The 16,239-nt window shown below is 59.9% G+C and carries 13 protein-coding genes; 10 read left to right on the forward strand and 3 right to left on the reverse strand.

Annotated features, from left to right (window positions below; translation table 11 throughout):
* Nucleotides 1-268 precede the first annotated feature (268 nt).
* Complete coding sequence (locus tag ACIGDJ_RS19960; protein ID WP_024011478.1) at nucleotides 269-1,762, reverse strand: CoA-acylating methylmalonate-semialdehyde dehydrogenase; 1,494 nt, start codon at nucleotides 1,760-1,762, stop codon at nucleotides 269-271.
* 76 nt (nucleotides 1,763-1,838) lie between these two features.
* The gene (locus ACIGDJ_RS19965; protein WP_397479430.1) at nucleotides 1,839-3,188 is read right to left on the reverse strand and encodes an aspartate aminotransferase family protein; all 1,350 of its coding nucleotides are present in this window, start codon (nucleotides 3,186-3,188) and stop codon (nucleotides 1,839-1,841) included.
* A gap of 137 nt (nucleotides 3,189-3,325) precedes the next feature.
* Here ACIGDJ_RS19965 and ACIGDJ_RS19970 point away from each other — a divergent pair, with 137 nt between their 5' ends.
* From ACIGDJ_RS19970 to ACIGDJ_RS20010, 9 genes are all read left to right on the forward strand, one after another.
* A complete protein-coding gene (locus ACIGDJ_RS19970) occupies nucleotides 3,326-4,246 on the forward strand; it encodes a LysR family transcriptional regulator (RefSeq protein ID WP_056787796.1) in 921 nt (306 codons plus the stop codon).
* A gap of 126 nt (nucleotides 4,247-4,372) precedes the next feature.
* Nucleotides 4,373-5,755 (forward strand): uracil-xanthine permease family protein, encoded by a 1,383-nt coding sequence (locus ACIGDJ_RS19975; RefSeq protein WP_397479429.1) that lies wholly within the window; start codon nucleotides 4,373-4,375, stop codon nucleotides 5,753-5,755.
* Nucleotides 5,756-5,843: 88 nt separating this feature from the next.
* On the forward strand, nucleotides 5,844-6,494 hold the full coding sequence (locus tag ACIGDJ_RS19980) for a TetR/AcrR family transcriptional regulator (protein WP_024011475.1): 651 nt from the start codon (nucleotides 5,844-5,846) through the stop codon (nucleotides 6,492-6,494).
* A gap of 7 nt (nucleotides 6,495-6,501) precedes the next feature.
* The gene (locus ACIGDJ_RS19985; protein ID WP_397479428.1) at nucleotides 6,502-7,083 is read left to right on the forward strand and encodes an IMPACT family protein; all 582 of its coding nucleotides are present in this window, start codon (nucleotides 6,502-6,504) and stop codon (nucleotides 7,081-7,083) included.
* Between the two features lie 597 nt (nucleotides 7,084-7,680).
* Complete coding sequence (locus ACIGDJ_RS19990; protein ID WP_101158210.1) at nucleotides 7,681-9,228, forward strand: ABC transporter ATP-binding protein; 1,548 nt, start codon at nucleotides 7,681-7,683, stop codon at nucleotides 9,226-9,228.
* Between the two features lie 13 nt (nucleotides 9,229-9,241).
* Nucleotides 9,242-10,348 (forward strand): ABC transporter permease, encoded by a 1,107-nt coding sequence (locus ACIGDJ_RS19995; RefSeq protein WP_397479427.1) that lies wholly within the window; start codon nucleotides 9,242-9,244, stop codon nucleotides 10,346-10,348.
* Entirely contained in the window at nucleotides 10,348-11,274 is a 927-nt protein-coding gene (locus tag ACIGDJ_RS20000) for an ABC transporter permease (protein WP_397479426.1), read from the forward strand. The genes ACIGDJ_RS19995 and ACIGDJ_RS20000 overlap by 1 nt, the downstream gene beginning before the upstream one ends.
* A 148-nt stretch (nucleotides 11,275-11,422) precedes the next feature.
* The gene (locus ACIGDJ_RS20005; protein WP_101158216.1) at nucleotides 11,423-12,109 is read left to right on the forward strand and encodes an SDR family oxidoreductase; all 687 of its coding nucleotides are present in this window, start codon (nucleotides 11,423-11,425) and stop codon (nucleotides 12,107-12,109) included.
* 245 nt (nucleotides 12,110-12,354) lie between these two features.
* Nucleotides 12,355-13,713, forward strand: coding sequence for an 8-oxoguanine deaminase (locus ACIGDJ_RS20010; RefSeq protein WP_101158218.1), 1,359 nt, complete (start codon nucleotides 12,355-12,357; stop codon nucleotides 13,711-13,713).
* Nucleotides 13,714-13,749: 36 nt separating this feature from the next.
* On the opposite strand, the gene ACIGDJ_RS20015 is transcribed toward ACIGDJ_RS20010, so the two are convergent.
* Nucleotides 13,750-14,841 (reverse strand): calcium:proton antiporter, encoded by a 1,092-nt coding sequence (locus ACIGDJ_RS20015; protein ID WP_397479425.1) that lies wholly within the window; start codon nucleotides 14,839-14,841, stop codon nucleotides 13,750-13,752.
* A gap of 273 nt (nucleotides 14,842-15,114) precedes the next feature.
* On the opposite strand from ACIGDJ_RS20015, the gene ACIGDJ_RS20020 reads away from it, so the two are divergent.
* Nucleotides 15,115-16,188, forward strand: a complete 1,074-nt coding sequence (locus ACIGDJ_RS20020) for a BMP family ABC transporter substrate-binding protein (protein ID WP_397479424.1) — start codon at nucleotides 15,115-15,117, stop codon at nucleotides 16,186-16,188.
* Nucleotides 16,189-16,239 lie beyond the last annotated feature (51 nt).

The raw sequence follows: 16,239 nt of genomic DNA on the forward strand, positions 1-16,239 counted from the left end.
CGAGAAGATCGAACCGTTAAAAGAGCCAAACATCACCGCTCTTTCAACTCCTTCCAGGCTTCGATGATCTGAAGCAAGCCGCTGTCGAAAACTGCATAACTCTTTGAATCTCAAGGAGTTTTCCGTTTCGACTGCGCCGGAAGTGGGGCGAATTATAGACCTCTGGAATCTGCCGTCAACACCTATTTTCATATTTCTGTCATATCGGTCAAAAAGCCCCGAAAACACGAAGGCCGACCCTATAGGTCGGCCTCCTGCACCCTGCTCCTTATAAGCTAGGGAATGCGAACTGCGAAGCTTCATGACTCGCACGTTGTGGCCAGCGCTGAGTGATCGCCTTGCGCCGAGTATAGAAACGCACCCCATCCGGGCCATACGCATGCAGGTCGCCAAACAGCGAACGCTTCCAACCGCCGAAGCTGTGATAAGCCACCGGCACAGGCAGCGGCACGTTGACGCCAACCATGCCGACTTCGATCTCGTCGCAGAACAGACGCGCCGCTTCGCCATCACGAGTGAAGATGCAGGTGCCGTTGCCGTATTCGTGATCGTTGATCAGTTGCATCGCCTCTTCCAGGCTGTTCACTCGCACCACGCACAGCACCGGGCCGAAGATCTCTTCTTTATAGATGCGCATCTCCGGGGTGACGTTGTCGAACAGGCAGCCACCGAGGAAGAAGCCCTCTTCGTGACCGGCCACACTCAGACCACGACCATCGACCACCAGGGTCGCGCCCGCCGCCACACCGTCATCGACATAACCGCTGACCTTGTCACGCGCCTGCCCGGTAACCAACGGACCCATGTCCAGACCGCACGACGTGCCTGCGCCGATTTTCAGCGCTTTGATCTGTGGAACCAGTTTCGCCACCAGCGCGTCCGCGACCTGATCGCCAACACACACGGCAACGGAGATCGCCATGCAGCGTTCGCCGCAGGAACCGTACGCCGCGCCCATCAATGCACTGACCGCGTTGTCCAGATCAGCATCGGGCATCAGCACCGCGTGGTTCTTCGCGCCGCCCAGTGCCTGAACGCGTTTGCCGCGCTTGGTGCCTTCGGCGTAGATGTATTCGGCAATCGGCGTCGAGCCCACGAAGCTCAGCGCTTTGACTTCCGGCGCTTCGATCAGCGCGTCCACCGCAGTCTTGTCACCATGGACCACGCTCATCACGCCTTTCGGCAAGCCCGCTTCCAACAGCAACTGAGCGATCAGTAGCGTCGAGCTTGGATCGCGCTCGGATGGCTTGAGGATGAAGCAGTTGCCGCAGACGATCGCCAGCGGGTACATCCACAGCGGCACCATCGCCGGGAAGTTGAACGGGGTGATACCGGCAACAATCCCCAACGGCTGAAAGTCCGACCAGGCGTCGATGTTCGGGCCGACGTTGCGGCTGTACTCGCCCTTGAGGATTTCCGGGGCGGCGCAGGCGAACTCTACGTTCTCGATACCGCGCTTCAATTCACCGGCGGCGTCTTCCAGGGTCTTGCCGTGCTCTTCGCTGATCAACTGCGAGATGCGTGCTTCGTTCTGCTCCAGCAGTTGCTTGAAACGGAACATGACCTGGGCGCGTTTGGCCGGCGGCGTGTTGCGCCAGGCTGGGAACGCGGCCTTGGCGGCATCGATGGCTTTCTGAATAGTTGCTTGACTGGCCAATGGCAGTTTATGGATCGCCTGGCCGGTAGACGGGTTGAACACATCCACTGCGCGACCGGTTTCGGTCACCAGTTCTCCATTGATCAAATGCGGGATAACGCTCATCGAACACTCCTGAATTCTGGTCCGCAGGCGCCGCAACAGGCGCCCGCATTTTTGTACATATATAAAGAGAGAAAAATCAGTCGAGCTTGTTCAGCACTTCGCCGACCGCGTCGAACAGGCGATCAAGGTCTTGCTGCTTGCTGTTGAAGGTTGGGCCGAACTGCAGGGTGTCGCCGCCGAAGCGCACGTAGAACCCGGCTTTCCACAAGGCCATGCCCGCTTCGAACGGACGCACGATGGCATCACCGTCGCGCCCGGCAATCTGGATCGCGCCGGCCAGACCGTAGTTGCGGATATCGATGACGTTCTTCGAGCCTTTCAGACCGTGCAGTGCGTTTTCGAAATGCGGCGCGACTTCCGCGACGCTCTGCACCAGGTTTTCCTTTTGCAGCAGGTCGAGTGCTGCAAGGCCGGCGGCACAGGCCACCGGGTGCGCCGAATAGGTGTAGCCATGGGGGAATTCCACGGCGTACTCCGGCGTCGGCTGGTTCATGAAGGTCTGATAAATCTCGGAACTGGCAATCACCGCGCCCATCGGAATCGCGCCGTTGGTGACTTGCTTGGCGATGCACATCAGGTCCGGGGTCACGCCGAAGCTGTCGGCACCGAACATCGAACCGGTGCGACCGAAGCCGGTGATTACTTCGTCGAACACCAGCAGGATGTTGTGCTGATCGCAGATCTCGCGCAGACGCTTGAGGTAACCCTGCGGTGGAACCAGTACTCCGGCAGACCCGGCCATCGGCTCAACGAACACGGCAGCGATGTTGGAGGCGTCGTGCAACTCGATCAACTTCAGCAGCTCATCGGCCAACGCGATACCGCCCTGCTCCGGCATGCCACGGGAAAAGGCATTGCTCGCCAGCAACGTGTGCGGCAGGTGATCGACATCCATCATCGCCTGACCGAACAGCTTGCGGTTGCCGTTCACGCCGCCGAGGCTGGTGCCGGCGATGTTCACGCCGTGGTAGCCACGAGCACGGCCGATCATCTTGGTCTTGGTCGCCTGGCCCTTCAGGCGCCAATAAGCACGGACCATTTTCACCGCAGTATCGGCGCACTCGGAACCAGAGTCGGTGAAGAACACGTGGTTCAGATTGCCAGGCGTCAGTTCGGTGATTTTCTCTGCCAACTGGAACGACAACGGATGGCCGTACTGGAAGCCTGGCGAGTAATCGAGAGTGCCCAGTTGTTTCGAAACGGCTTCCTGAATTTCCTTGCGGGTGTGCCCGGCGCCGCAGGTCCACAAACCGGACAGCGAATCGTAGATCTTGCGGCCCTTGTCGTCGAACAGCCAGCTGCCTTCTGCGCCGACAATCAGCCGCGGGTCGCGCTGAAAGTTGCGGTTGGCGGTGTACGGCATCCAGTGCGCATCCAGCTTCAATTGGCTGGCCAGTGGCGACGGCGCGTTTTCAGGCATGTTCATCGGGCAAAACCTCGCAGGGCATAAGCGTCAGGGAGATGGAAAGCGTTGTTGCGGCTAAGTTGCCATGGCGATAAAGTCGGTGAAATCCAACTCTTCTAACCTTCAGTTAGATCAATGCTAAACAAAGAGAACAAAAAATGAGCAGCCGCCGCGCCGATCCGCTGGCCCAGGTCAGTGATTTTGATATTCGCCTGCTGCGGATTTTTCGCAGCGTCGTGGAGTGTGGCGGCTTCTCCGCAGCGGAGACCGTGCTCGGTATCGGGCGTTCGGCGATCAGCCAGCAGATGAGCGATCTGGAGCAGCGCCTCGGATTGCGCTTGTGCCAGCGTGGGCGGGCCGGGTTTTCGCTGACCGAGGAAGGTCGTGAGGTGTATCAATCAGCGCTGCAATTATTGAGCGCGCTGGAAAGTTTCCGCACTGAGGTAAACGGTCTGCATCAACACCTGCGCGGCGAGTTGATCATCGGCCTGACCGACAATCTGGTCACCCTGCCCCACATGCGCATCACCCACGCCCTCGCGCAGTTGAAAGAGCGTGGGCCGGACGTGCAGATTCAGATTCGCATGATCGCGCCAAACGAAGTTGAACAAGGTGTACTCGATGGGCGCTTGCATGTGGGTGTGGTGCCGCAGGCCAGTGCATTGTCGGGTCTGGAGTATCAGCCGTTGTACAGCGAGCGTTCGCTGCTGTACTGCGCCGTTGGTCATCCGCTGTTTTATGTCGATGACAAACAGCTCGATGATCAACGCCTCGACAGTCAGGACGCGATTGCACCGACCTTTCGTTTGCCGGCGGAGATTCAGGCGCATTATCAGGCGCTCAACTGCACCGCCAGCGCGTCGGATCGCGAGGGCATGGCGTTTCTGATTCTGACCGGGCGTTATATCGGCTATTTGCCGGATCATTACGCCAGCCTTTGGGTGCAGCAAGGACGGTTGCGGGCGCTCAAGGCCGGCACGCGCTTTTACGATTTGAGTCTGGCATCGGTCACGCGCAAGGGCCGGCGCCCTCATTTGGTGCTGGAAAGCTTTTTGGAGAGTCTGGCGGCGACGCGCTGAACGCGAGATCAAAAGATCGCAGCCTTCGGCAGCTCCTACTTCTGACGGTCGTTATTCACGAAAGCTGAGCAAGTGGACAGGTTTTTGCAGAGAAGGCGTAACTCGATCCTTCAAGAAGCCAAAGCCATGCAGCCAGACTCCGATTCGTTCAGTGAACTGATCTACGGCCTCAACGACCGTCCCAAACCTCCCGCCGCGATCCTCGCCGCGTTGCAACACGTGCTCGCCAGTTTCGTCGGCATCATCACCCCGCCGCTGGTGATCGGCTCCGCGCTCGGGCTGACCGCGCATCTACCGTACCTGATCAGCATGGCGCTGATGGTCTCGGGCGTCGGCACCTTTATCCAGGCGCGGCGGCCGTTCGGCATTGGCGCGGGGATGATCTGTCTGCAAGGCACCAGTTTCGCGTTTCTCGGTGCGGTGCTGTCGGCCGGGTTTCTGGTCAAGCAGCGCGGCGGCAGCCCGGAAGATATTCTGGCGATGATTTTCGGCGTGTGCTTTTTCGGCGCAATCGTGCAGATCGTGCTCAGCCGCTTCATCGGTCAGTTGCGCCGAGTGGTGACACCGCTGGTGACCGGCATCGTCATCACGCTGATCGGCATCAGCCTGATCAAGGTCGGCATCACCGATCTGGGTGGCGGCTTCAACGCGCCGGACTTCGGCGCGCCGGGCAATCTGGCCTTGGGCGTGTTCGTGCTGCTGACAATCATTCTGCTCAACCGCTCGAATACGCCGTGGGTACGGCTGTCGGCGATCATTATCGGTTTGCTGCTGGGTAGTCTGGCGGCGTGGTTCAGCGGGAAATTCGTCCCGCAGCCGCTGCCTGACTTGCCGCTGGTGAGTTTTCCTACGCCGTTCAAGTTTGGTTTCAACTTCGACTGGACGGCTTTCCTGCCGGTCGCGCTGATTTATCTGATCAGCACCATCGAAACCGTCGGCGACCTCACCGCCAATTGCATGCTCGCCCGCCAACCGATCTACGGCCCTTCTTATATAAGTCGCTTGCGCGGTGGCGTGCTTGGCGATGGCGTGAGCTGCATGATCGCGGCGACCTTCAGCGCGTTCCCTAATACGACGTTCGCGCAGAACAACGGCGTGATCCAGCTGACCGGCGTTGCCAGCCGCTACGTCGGCCTCTACATCGGCGCGATTCTGTTCTGCCTCGGCCTGTTCCCGATGATCGGCGCGGTGTTGCAACAGATCCCAAAACCGGTGCTAGGCGGTGCGACGCTGGTGATGTTCGGCGCCGTCGCGGCGGCCGGAGTGCGCATCCTTGCGCAGTCGCCGCTGGACCGGCGCAGCATGTTGATCATCGCCACTTCGTTCGGCCTCGGCATCGCCGCGCAACCGAACCTGCTGCACCTGCTGCCGAAACTGGTGCAGAACCTGTTCGACTCGGCGATCACCAGCGGCGGGCTGACAGCAATCTTCCTCTGTCTGTTGTTGCCCGAAGGCAAAACCGCAGCAGCGCAAAACCCCGCATCATTGAACAAGATCGAACAGGCGTAACTGTTTTTCTGCGCAAGGACTTGTCGGATGCCTGTGGGTGCGCTATCAACGCAACTGGTTGCACCCACAGACAATCCCGGAAGTGCCTATGACCTTTGAAGTCCCAGCCCACGGCGGCAAACCCGCCAGCCGCATTCGTCAGAAGAACGAAGAGACCATCCTCAAAGCCGCTGAAGACGAGTTCGCCCGTCACGGGTTCAAAGGCACCAGCATGAACACCATCGCGCAGAATGCCGGACTGCCCAAGGCCAACCTGCATTACTACTTCACCAACAAACTCGGTTTGTATGTGGCAGTGCTGAGCAACATCATCGAGTTGTGGGACAGCACCTTCAACACCCTCACCGCCGAGGATGATCCGGCCGAAGCGCTGACCCGCTACATCCGCGCGAAGATGGAATTTTCCCGGCGCCAGCCACAGGCCTCGCGAATCTTCGCCATGGAAGTGATCAGCGGCGGCGAATGCCTGAGCGAATACTTCAATCAGGATTACCGCGCCTGGTTCACCGGGCGTGCTGCGGTGTTTCAGGCGTGGATCGATGCGGGCAAAATGGACCCGGTCGATCCGGTGCACCTGATCTTCCTACTGTGGGGCAGCACCCAGCATTACGCCGACTTCGCCACGCAGATCTGCCGCGTCACCGGGCGCAGCAAGTTGACCAAGCAGGACATGGAAGACGCCGGCAACAACCTGATCCGCATCATTCTCAAAGGCTGCGGCCTCACTCCTTCTCTATAAGACGTTTATGCCTTTCACACTCAGCGGTTTTTGCGAGTACCGCGAAGAGATTCGCAAAAGCCGTTTCATCACTCTGGCGACGCCGATCAGCAGCCCCGCCGATGCGCAGGCGTTTTTCGAGCAGCACAGCGATTTGAATGCCACGCACAATTGCTGGGCGTGGAAACTCGGCGCGCAATACCGCAGCACTGACGACGGCGAGCCCGGCGGCACTGCCGGGCGCCCGATTCTGGCGGCGATCGAAGCGCAGGATTGCGATCAGGTCGCGGTGCTGGTGATTCGCTGGTACGGCGGCATTCAACTGGGCACCGGCGGCTTGGCCAGGGCCTACGGCGGCGGCGCCAATAAATGCCTGCAAGCGGCGGAAAAAGTCGAGCTGATCAGCCGGGTGCCGCTGAGTTGCGCCTGTGGCTTCGCCGAACTGGCGCTGGTGAAGCTGCGCGTGGCGGATCTGGGTGGGTTGGTGGTGGAGGAAAACTTCACGGCAAATGGCGTGGAGTTGAAGTTGGCGGTGGGGGAAGCGCAGATCGACGTCTTGCAAACGCAACTTGCTGATCTGAGCCGTGGACGGATTTTGTTGCAGCGATAAATTCAAGATCAATAGATCGCAGCGTTCGGCAGCTCCTACAGTTGAAATGCGTTCCCCTGCAGGAGCTGCCGAAGGCTGCGATCTTTTAGGGCATCCCCGATTGGCAAGTTGCCCACACCTGCTGTGCACCCGCTTGTGGATAACCTGAGCACATACCGCTGTAACCCTTCTGTCATGCGGCTTTGCGCGATTTGTTCACTTTTCGTTCAAATGACCCGACGAAACGGAAATTCGTCGCAAAAACAAGAAGTTAACTGCGTATATCACCAATAGAACAAAGCATTACAGTGCTTATGCCCGACCTCAACGCTTGCGCACAATTACTGTGGAGCAATCTGTGGATAAGCCGTTCATGACCGCCGCAGTCGCTGGATCTGCCTAGCCCCCAAGTGATTGCTCGTTTTTTAACCAACTGCTCACGGGCAAAACTGGAGCCGGATCAACGGCGTTGCGCTGAAATGGTGCTCGATCATGAAACAAATCGAGCGCCGATGCGCTGCAATCAGCGTTTGGCAACGGGTTGGGCCGGCGTTCCTGACTCAATGGCCAGGAAATTGCTTTATCCACAGGCACAACTCCGAGCCAGTCGAGCCTGTCATGTCCATCGCCTCTTCACCACCGCGCCTGCAACTGCGCCAGATCAGCAAACGCTACCCCGGATGTCTGGCCAACGATGACATCGACCTGAACATCGCGCCGGGTGAAATCCACGCTTTGCTCGGTGAAAACGGCGCGGGCAAAAGTACGTTGATGAAGATCATTTACGGTGTCACCCAGTGCGATAGCGGTGAAATGCTATGGCAGGGTCAACGCGTGCATATCCGCAATCCGGCGCAGGCGCGGCAGTTGGGCATTGGCATGGTGTTCCAGCATTTCTCGTTGTTCGAAACCCTTAGCGTGGCGCAGAACATCGCGCTGGCGATGGGTGCGAAAGCCGGAACGCCGAAGCAACTGGAGCCGAAGATTCGCGAAGTATCCCGCCGTTATGGCATGGCACTGGAGCCGGAGCGACTTGTTCACAGCCTGTCGATCGGCGAGCGCCAGCGCGTGGAAATCATTCGTTGCCTGATGCAAGACATCCGCCTGCTGATTCTCGACGAGCCGACCTCGGTGCTGACGCCGCAAGAGGCTGACGAGTTGTTCATTACCCTGCGGCACTTGGCTGCCGAGGGCTGCAGCATTCTGTTTATCAGCCACAAACTCGGCGAAGTGCGCGCCTTGTGCCACAACGCCACGGTGCTGCGCGGCGGTCGGGTAGCGGGGCATTGCGTGCCGGCCCAGTGTTCGGATCAGCAACTGGCGCAACTGATGGTCGGCGAAGCGGCGGCATTGATTGGCGAGTATCGGAAAGTCAGCGGTGGCGCGGCGTTTCTGCAGGTGAGCGGTTTGAGTTGGCACAACCCGGATCCTTTTGGCTGCTCGCTGCATGACATCAATGTGCAAGTGCGCAGCGGTGAAATCGTTGGCATCGCTGGCGTCGCCGGCAATGGCCAGGATGAGTTGCTCGCCCTGCTCAGCGGCGAACAGCCCTTGCCTGGTGCGCAATCGGCGAGCATTCGCTTCGCTGAGCGAAACGTTGCTCATCTGCGCCCGGATGCGCGACGCAAACTGGGCCTGGCCTTCGTGCCGGCCGAACGACTCGGCCACGGTGCGGTGCCGGAGTTGAGTCTGGCCGATAACGCCCTGCTCAGTGCATTCCAGCAAGGACTGGTCAGCAGCGGGCTGATTCAACGCGGCAAAGTCGAGGCGCTGGCGCGGCAGATCATCCAGCGTTTCGGCGTTAAAACACCAGGCACGCAAACCGCTGCGCGCAGCCTGTCGGGCGGCAATCTGCAGAAATTCATTCTCGGCCGGGAAATTCTGCAGCAACCGAAACTGCTGATCGCCGCGCACCCGACCTGGGGCGTCGACGTTGGCGCAGCCGCGACCATCCATAGCGCCTTGATTGCCCTGCGTGATGCCGGCGCGGCGATCCTGGTGATTTCCGAAGACCTTGATGAATTGTTCCAGATCAGCGATCGCCTCGGTGCGCTGTGCGGCGGGCGTCTGTCGGCACTGCAAGCAACGTGCGCGACACAACTGAGCGATGTCGGCGCGTGGATGGCCGGCCAGTTCGATCACTCACCTTGCGCCGCCTCGGTTTAACGGAGTTCCAACCATGCTGCTTTCTCTCGAACCTCGTGGCCAGCAATCGCGCGTGATGCTGTGGTGCTCGCCCTTATTGGCGGCGGTGCTGACCCTCGGCTGCGGCTCGCTGTTGTTCGTCGCGCTGGGCCACGACCCACTGCAAACCTTGCACACCCTGCTGATCGCACCGGTCAGCGATTTGTATGGCGTGTCTGAATTGCTGGTCAAAGCGCTGCCGATTCTGCTCTGCGCACTCGGTCTGGCGGTGGCTTATCAGGCGCGGATATGGAACATCGGAGCCGAAGGTCAACTGCTGCTCGGCGCATTGGCCGGCAGTGCTTTGGCGGTGAATATTATCGATGTGCAAAGTCGCTGGGCGCTGGTGCTGATCCTGTTGACCGGCACCTTCGCCGGCGCCGCGTGGGCCGGACTCACCGCATGGCTGCGAACGCGCTTCAACGCCAACGAAATCCTCACCAGCATCATGCTTAATTACATCGCGTTGAACCTGCTGCTGTTTTGCGTGCATGGCCCATTGAAAGATCCTGCGGGCTTCAATTTCCCCGAGTCGGCGATGTTCGGCGACGCCAGTCGCTTGCCACTGCTGCTGGAGGACGGCCGCGTGCACGCTGGGGTGTATTTCGCCCTGCTCGCGCTAGTGGCGGTGTGGGTGCTGTTGCAGAAAAGCTTTATCGGTTTCCAGATCAAAGTGCTGGGTCTGGACAAGCGTGCGGCAGGCTTCGTCGGCTTTCGCGAGAAACGCCTGATCTGGCTGGTGCTGTTGATCAGCGGTGGCCTGGCCGGGCTCGCCGGGGTCTGCGAAGTGACCGGACCGATTGGCCAACTGGTGCCGCAGGTGTCGCCAGGTTATGGCTACGCGGCCATTACCGTGGCGTTTCTCGGACGGTTGAATCCGATCGGCATTCTGTTCTCCAGTCTGCTGATGGCGCTGCTGTACATCGGCGGCGAGAGCGCGCAGATGTCGCTCAATCTGCCGCAGGCAATCACTCAATTATTTCAAGGCATGATGCTGTTTTTCCTGCTCGCCTGCGACGTGCTGATTCTCTATCGGCCACGCCTGAAACGGCGCTGGACCCGGCGCGCCTCGACCACTGCCGTAACCGCCGGAGCGCTGTGATGGATATCGATCTGCTGAGCAACATTTTCTACGCCATGGTCCGCTGCGGCACGCCGCTGTTGCTGGTGGCATTGGGTGAACTGATCTGCGAGAAAAGCGGCGTCCTCAATCTTGGCCAGGAAGGCATGATGCTGTTCGGCGCGGTGATCGGTTTTATCGTCGCCCTCAACAGCGGCAACCTGTGGCTGGGCGTGCTGTTGGCGATGCTCGCCGGCATGCTGCTGTCGTCGCTGTTTGCCTTGGTCGCGCTGGTGTTCAACGCCAACCAGGTGGCAACCGGGTTGGCGTTGACGATTTTCGGTGTCGGGCTTTCGACCTTTGTCGGCTCGGCTTGGGTCGGTAAGCCGCTGGCGGGTTTCGAGCCATTGGCGATTCCCTATTTGAGTGAAATTCCGCTGCTGGGGCGGATGCTGTTTGCCCAAGATCTGCTGGTGTATCTGTCGTTCGCGCTGTTTGCGCTGGTGGCGTGGGTGATCATCAAAAGTCGTGTCGGGTTGATAATTCAGGCAGTCGGCGAGAACCCGGATGCAGCGAGCGCAATGGGCGTGCCGGTGTTGACCGTGCGCACATTGGCGGTGCTGTTTGGCGGGGCGATGTCCGGGTTGGCGGGGGCGTATCTGTCGCTGGCCTATACGCCGATGTGGGCAGAAAACATGACCGCCGGCCGCGGCTGGATCGCCCTGGCGCTGGTGGTGTTTGCCAGCTGGCGCGTATGGCGATTGTTGCTCGGCGCGTATCTGTTCGGCCTTGCCAGCATCCTGCATTTGGTGGCGCAGGGATTGGGGTTGGCGATTCCTTCGAGCCTGCTGGCGATGCTGCCGTATGTGGCAACGATCGTAGTGCTGGTGTTGCTGTCCCGCGATGCCGTGCGCACACGACTGTATGCGCCGGTGTCGTTGGGGCAGCCTTGGCAATCGGGGCATTAAGAGGTGAATTCGCTGGCCTCTTCGCGAGCAAGCACGGCAAGGGCTGGGGTATGCTCCGGTCGCTGCCTCTTTTGCGCCGGACGTTGCAACTTCGGCGCGGGCAGGTCGGTCCACTGAATCCTGAACGTTGACTATCAAGGTACCCATCATGTCTCAGGCAAAAAACGCACTGATCATCGGCGCCTCCCGGGGCCTGGGCCTCGGTCTGGTGAAGACCCTGCTGGCCGACGGCTGGCAAGTCACTGCTACCGTGCGCAATCCTGCCAATGCCGATGCGCTTCAAGCATTAGGCAAAGTGCGCATCGAGAAGCTCGACATGGACGACCAGCAAGCGGTGATCGCTCTGAGCCAGAAACTCAAGGGCGAAACCTTCGATCTGTTGTTCGTCAACGCCGGGGTCAAAGGCCCGGAAGTACAGACGCCGGGCGGCGCGACCCTGGCCGAAGTCGGACAGCTGTTTTTCACCAACGCAGTGGCGCCGATCAATCTGGCCCAGCGTTTCGTCGGGCAGATCCGCGACGGCAGCGGCGTGCTGGCGTTCATGAGTTCGGTGCTCGGCAGCGTGACCATGCCCGACGCGCCGGAACTGGCACTGTACAAGGCGAGCAAGGCGGCGCTGAATTCCATGACCAACAGTTTCGTCACGCAACTGGGCGAGCAGAAACTGACCGTGCTGTCGTTGCACCCGGGCTGGGTGAAGACCGACATGGGTGGCGAAGGCGCCGATCTCGACGTCGACACCAGCACCCGCGGGCTGATCGATCAGGTCAATGCGTTTACCGGCAAGGGCGGGCATCACTTCGTCAACTACAAAGGTGAAACGATTCCCTGGTAAGCACTGAAGATCCCCTGCAGGAGTTGCCCAAGGCTGGGATCTTTTGAATCTGAAAAACAAGATCAAAAGATCGCAGCCTTCGGCAGCTCCTACACAGGGATCGTGGTGAATGGTCGGGTGGCGCTTGCCCGGCGCTGCGATTTGTTTGAAACTGCGCGCCTCGTCCTCGCGACGACCCTGGATCAGCAGACAGGGCAACACTGAGCTGGCAACCCTGAACCCGATTTTCAGAGGAGCCGGCCACAATGCCTGCGACCCGTACCTGGTTAAAAAATCCCCTCGCCATTTTCACCTCCAACGAGCTTGATGCCCGTGGCGGTCTAGTCGTGCAAGACGGTGTCATCGTCGAAGTGCTCGCTGCCGGTCAGCAGCCGTCGGCGCCGTGCAATGAAGTGTTCGAAGCCCGCGAGCATGTGATCCTGCCGGGCCTGATCAACACTCACCATCACTTCTATCAAACCCTGACCCGCGCCTGGGCGCCGGTGGTCAATCAGCCGCTGTTCCCGTGGCTGAAAACCCTGTACCCGGTATGGGCGCGGCTGACCCCGGAAAAACTCGCCCTCGCCACCAAAGTGGCGCTGGCCGAATTGCTGCTCTCAGGTTGCACCACCGCTGCCGACCATCACTATCTGTTCCCGGACGGTCTGGAAAACGCCATCGACGTGCAGGTCGAAACGGTGCGTGAACTGGGTATGCGCGCCATGCTCACGCGCGGCTCGATGAGCCTTGGCGAGAAGGACGGCGGCCTGCCTCCGCAACAAACGGTGCAGGAAGGTCAGGTGATCCTTGATGACAGCCAGCGGCTGATTCACGAGTACCACGAGCGTGGCGACGGCGCGCAGATCCAGATCGCTCTGGCGCCGTGTTCACCGTTTTCGGTGACTCCGCAAATCATGTCGGCCAGCGCTGATCTGGCGAACACGCTGGATGTGCGTCTGCACACCCACCTCGCAGAAACCCTCGATGAAGAGGACTTCTGCCTGCAGCGTTTCGGTCTGCGCACCGTCGACTATCTGGACAGCGTCGGCTGGCTCGGCCCGCGTACCTGGCTGGCCCACGGCATCCATTTCAACCCCGACGAAATCGCCCGCCTCGGCCAGGCCGGTACCGGCATCTGCCACTGCCCAAGCTCGAACATGCGTCTGGCGTCCGGCATCTGCCCGAGCATTGAGCTGACCGACGCCGGCGCGCTGTTCGGTCTTGGCGTCGACGGTTCGGCCTCCAACGATGCCTCGAACATGATCCTCGAAGCACGTCAGGCCCTGTACATCCAGCGCCTGCGTTACGGTGCCGAAAAAATCACCCCGGAGCGCGTGCTGGGCTGGGCGACCAAGGGTTCGGCGAGCCTGCTCGGTCGTACCGATATCGGCGAAATCGCGGTCGGCAAACAGGCGGATCTGGCGTTGTTCAAGCTTGATGAACTGCGCTTCTCCGGTAGCCACGATCCGATTTCGGCACTGCTGCTCTGCGGCGCCGATCGGGCCGATCGGGTGATGATCGGTGGCAAGTGGCGTGTGGTTGATGGACAGGTTGAAGGGTTGGACCTGAAAGGTCTGATTGCCGATCACAGCCAGGCGGCTCGGCAGTTGATTGCCGGAAGCTGATCCAAGCCCGCTCCCACAGTTGGTTTTGTGCTGGGCTTAAAGGCCCAGCATGGACAGCATGATAAACGTGGCGAACAGCACAAAGTGCGTCATCCCCTCAATGGCGTTGGTCTCGCCGTCATTGAGGTTGATCGCGCTGACGATCAGGGTGATGAAGATCATCACTGTCTGCACCGGGGTCATTGCCATTTGAAACGGCTGGCCGGTGTACAACGCCATCGCTTCCATCACTGGCACGGTGAGAATCACCGTCGACAGTGATGCGCCCATCGCGATGTTGACCACCGATTGCATGCGATTGGCCAAGGCTGCACGCAATGCGGTCAAAATCTCCGGCGCCGCCGAAATCGCCGCCACCAGAATCGCCGTGATCACTGGCGGCGCGCCCGTCCCTTCCAAGCCAACATCCAGTGTCTTGGACATCACCTCGGCCAGTGCGCCGATGATCACCACCCCCGACACCAGAATGCCGATCGACAGCGCCAGGCTGACCGGCTTCGGCTCCTGCTCGACCGTCGCCTTCTTGCGCCGTTTGTCCGGGTAGCTGTAGCTGAAAAAGTAACTGTGCGGGCCGACCTGCATGCGCAGGAACAGCGCGTAGAGCACCATCATCGCGCCAATGGTAAAGGCCGAATACATCTTCCAGTTGGCCTCGGGAATGAACTCCGGCACCACCATCGACACGCCCATCGCCGTCAGAATCATCACGCTGTAGCTGCGCGCCGAGTCGTCGTTGTAGGACTGCTCGCCGTGTTTGATCCCGCCCATCAAAGCGGCGAGGCCGAGGATGCCGTTGATGTCGAGCATCACCGCTGAATAAATCGTGTCGCGCACCAGCGTTGCCGAGGCCTCGTTGCTCATCATGATCGCCAGGATCACCACTTCGACGAGCACCGCCGAGAGCGTGAGGATCATCGTGCCGTAGGGGTCGCCAACCTTTTCCGCGAGCAGTTCGGCGTGATGAGCGACACGCATCGAGGCGGCGACGATGAAGGCGATCAGCAGCAGACCGCCGACCAACCCGACAATCTGGCCGCTGTGCAGCAGCCAGTGTTCCAGTGGATAAGCGACGCACGCGGCAAGGACTGCCAGCAGCAGGAATCTTTCTTGTTTGAGGATCGAGAGCATGACGGGCCTTTTGCCGAAAAGAGCTGATGAAGCTACTGACTGCCGGGCGGCGCTAACGTTTCGTTACATCTTTGCGCACCAACCCATGGCAAGCGCACGCTGACTTGCACTGCGTTGGTTCCAACGCTGAAAAGATCGCAGCCTTCGGCAGCTCCTACAGGTTCGCATTTCCATGTAGGAGCTGCCGAAGGCTGCGATCTTTTTGTTTGTTGTCCTGTTGGTCAGCAATTTGCATTGGCCCTGAGCACACACAACAAAATGGAGTTCGGGTTCATGCCAATACGTCCGCTGCACAAATTGCTGTATGCCGCCATCGGTCTGGGAATCAGCCTGAGCGCCAGCGCTGCCGATCCGCTGAAGGTCGGTTTCGTCTACATCGGCCCGATCGGTGACCACGGCTGGACGTATCAGCACGAACAGGGGCGCAAGGCGCTGGCGGAGAAATTCGGCACGAAGATCACCACCAACTACGTGGAAAACGTCGCCGAGGGCGCCGACGCCGAGCGGGTGATCCGCAACATGGCCAAGGACAAATATGACCTGATCTTCACCACGTCTTTCGGCTACATGAACCCGACAGTGAAAGTCGCCAGGCAATTTCCCAAGGTGACGTTCGAGCACGCCACCGGCTACAAGCAGGACAAGAACCTCGGCACTTACCTGGCCCGCACTTACGAGGGGCGCTACGTCAGCGGATTTCTCGCGGCGAAGATGACCAAAACCAGGAAGATCGGCTACGTCGCCTCGTTCCCGATTCCGGAAGTAATCCGCGACATCAACGCCATCCAGCTGGCCTTGAACAAGTACAACCCTGGCACCGAAATCAAAGTGGTGTGGGTCAACTCCTGGTTCGACCCGGGGAAGGAAGCCGATGCCGCCAACGCGCTGATCGATCAGGGCGTCGACGTGGTGTTCCAGCACACCGACAGCCCGGCGCCGATTCAGGCTGCCGAACGGCGGGGGGTGTATGCCGTGGGTTACGCCTCGGACATGGCCCACTTTGGCCCGAAAGCGGTGCTGACCTCGATCGTCAATGACTGGGCGCCGCACTACATTCAGGCGACGCAGAGCGTGATCGACCACACCTGGAAACCCCAGGATTACTGGGGCGGGCTGAAGGAAGGCACTGTGGAACTGCCGATCAGCGACCTGGTGCCAGCGCCGGTGAAAGCCGAGGCCGAGCAGTTGATCGCTGACATCAAGAGCGGCACGTTGCAGCCGTTCACCGGGCCGATCAAGGATCAGGCAGGCACAGAGAAAATCCCGGCCGGCGTGAGCGCCACCAACGCGGAACTGGCGTCGATGAATTATTACGTTGAGGGCATGAAGGCAGAGATGCCTAAGTAACTTTCAAAAATTACACCGCCCCTGTGGGAGCTGGCTTGCCAGCGATGAGGC

This window comes from Pseudomonas sp. NPDC079367 (assembly GCF_044542195.1).
Taxonomy (GTDB): domain Bacteria; phylum Pseudomonadota; class Gammaproteobacteria; order Pseudomonadales; family Pseudomonadaceae; genus Aquipseudomonas.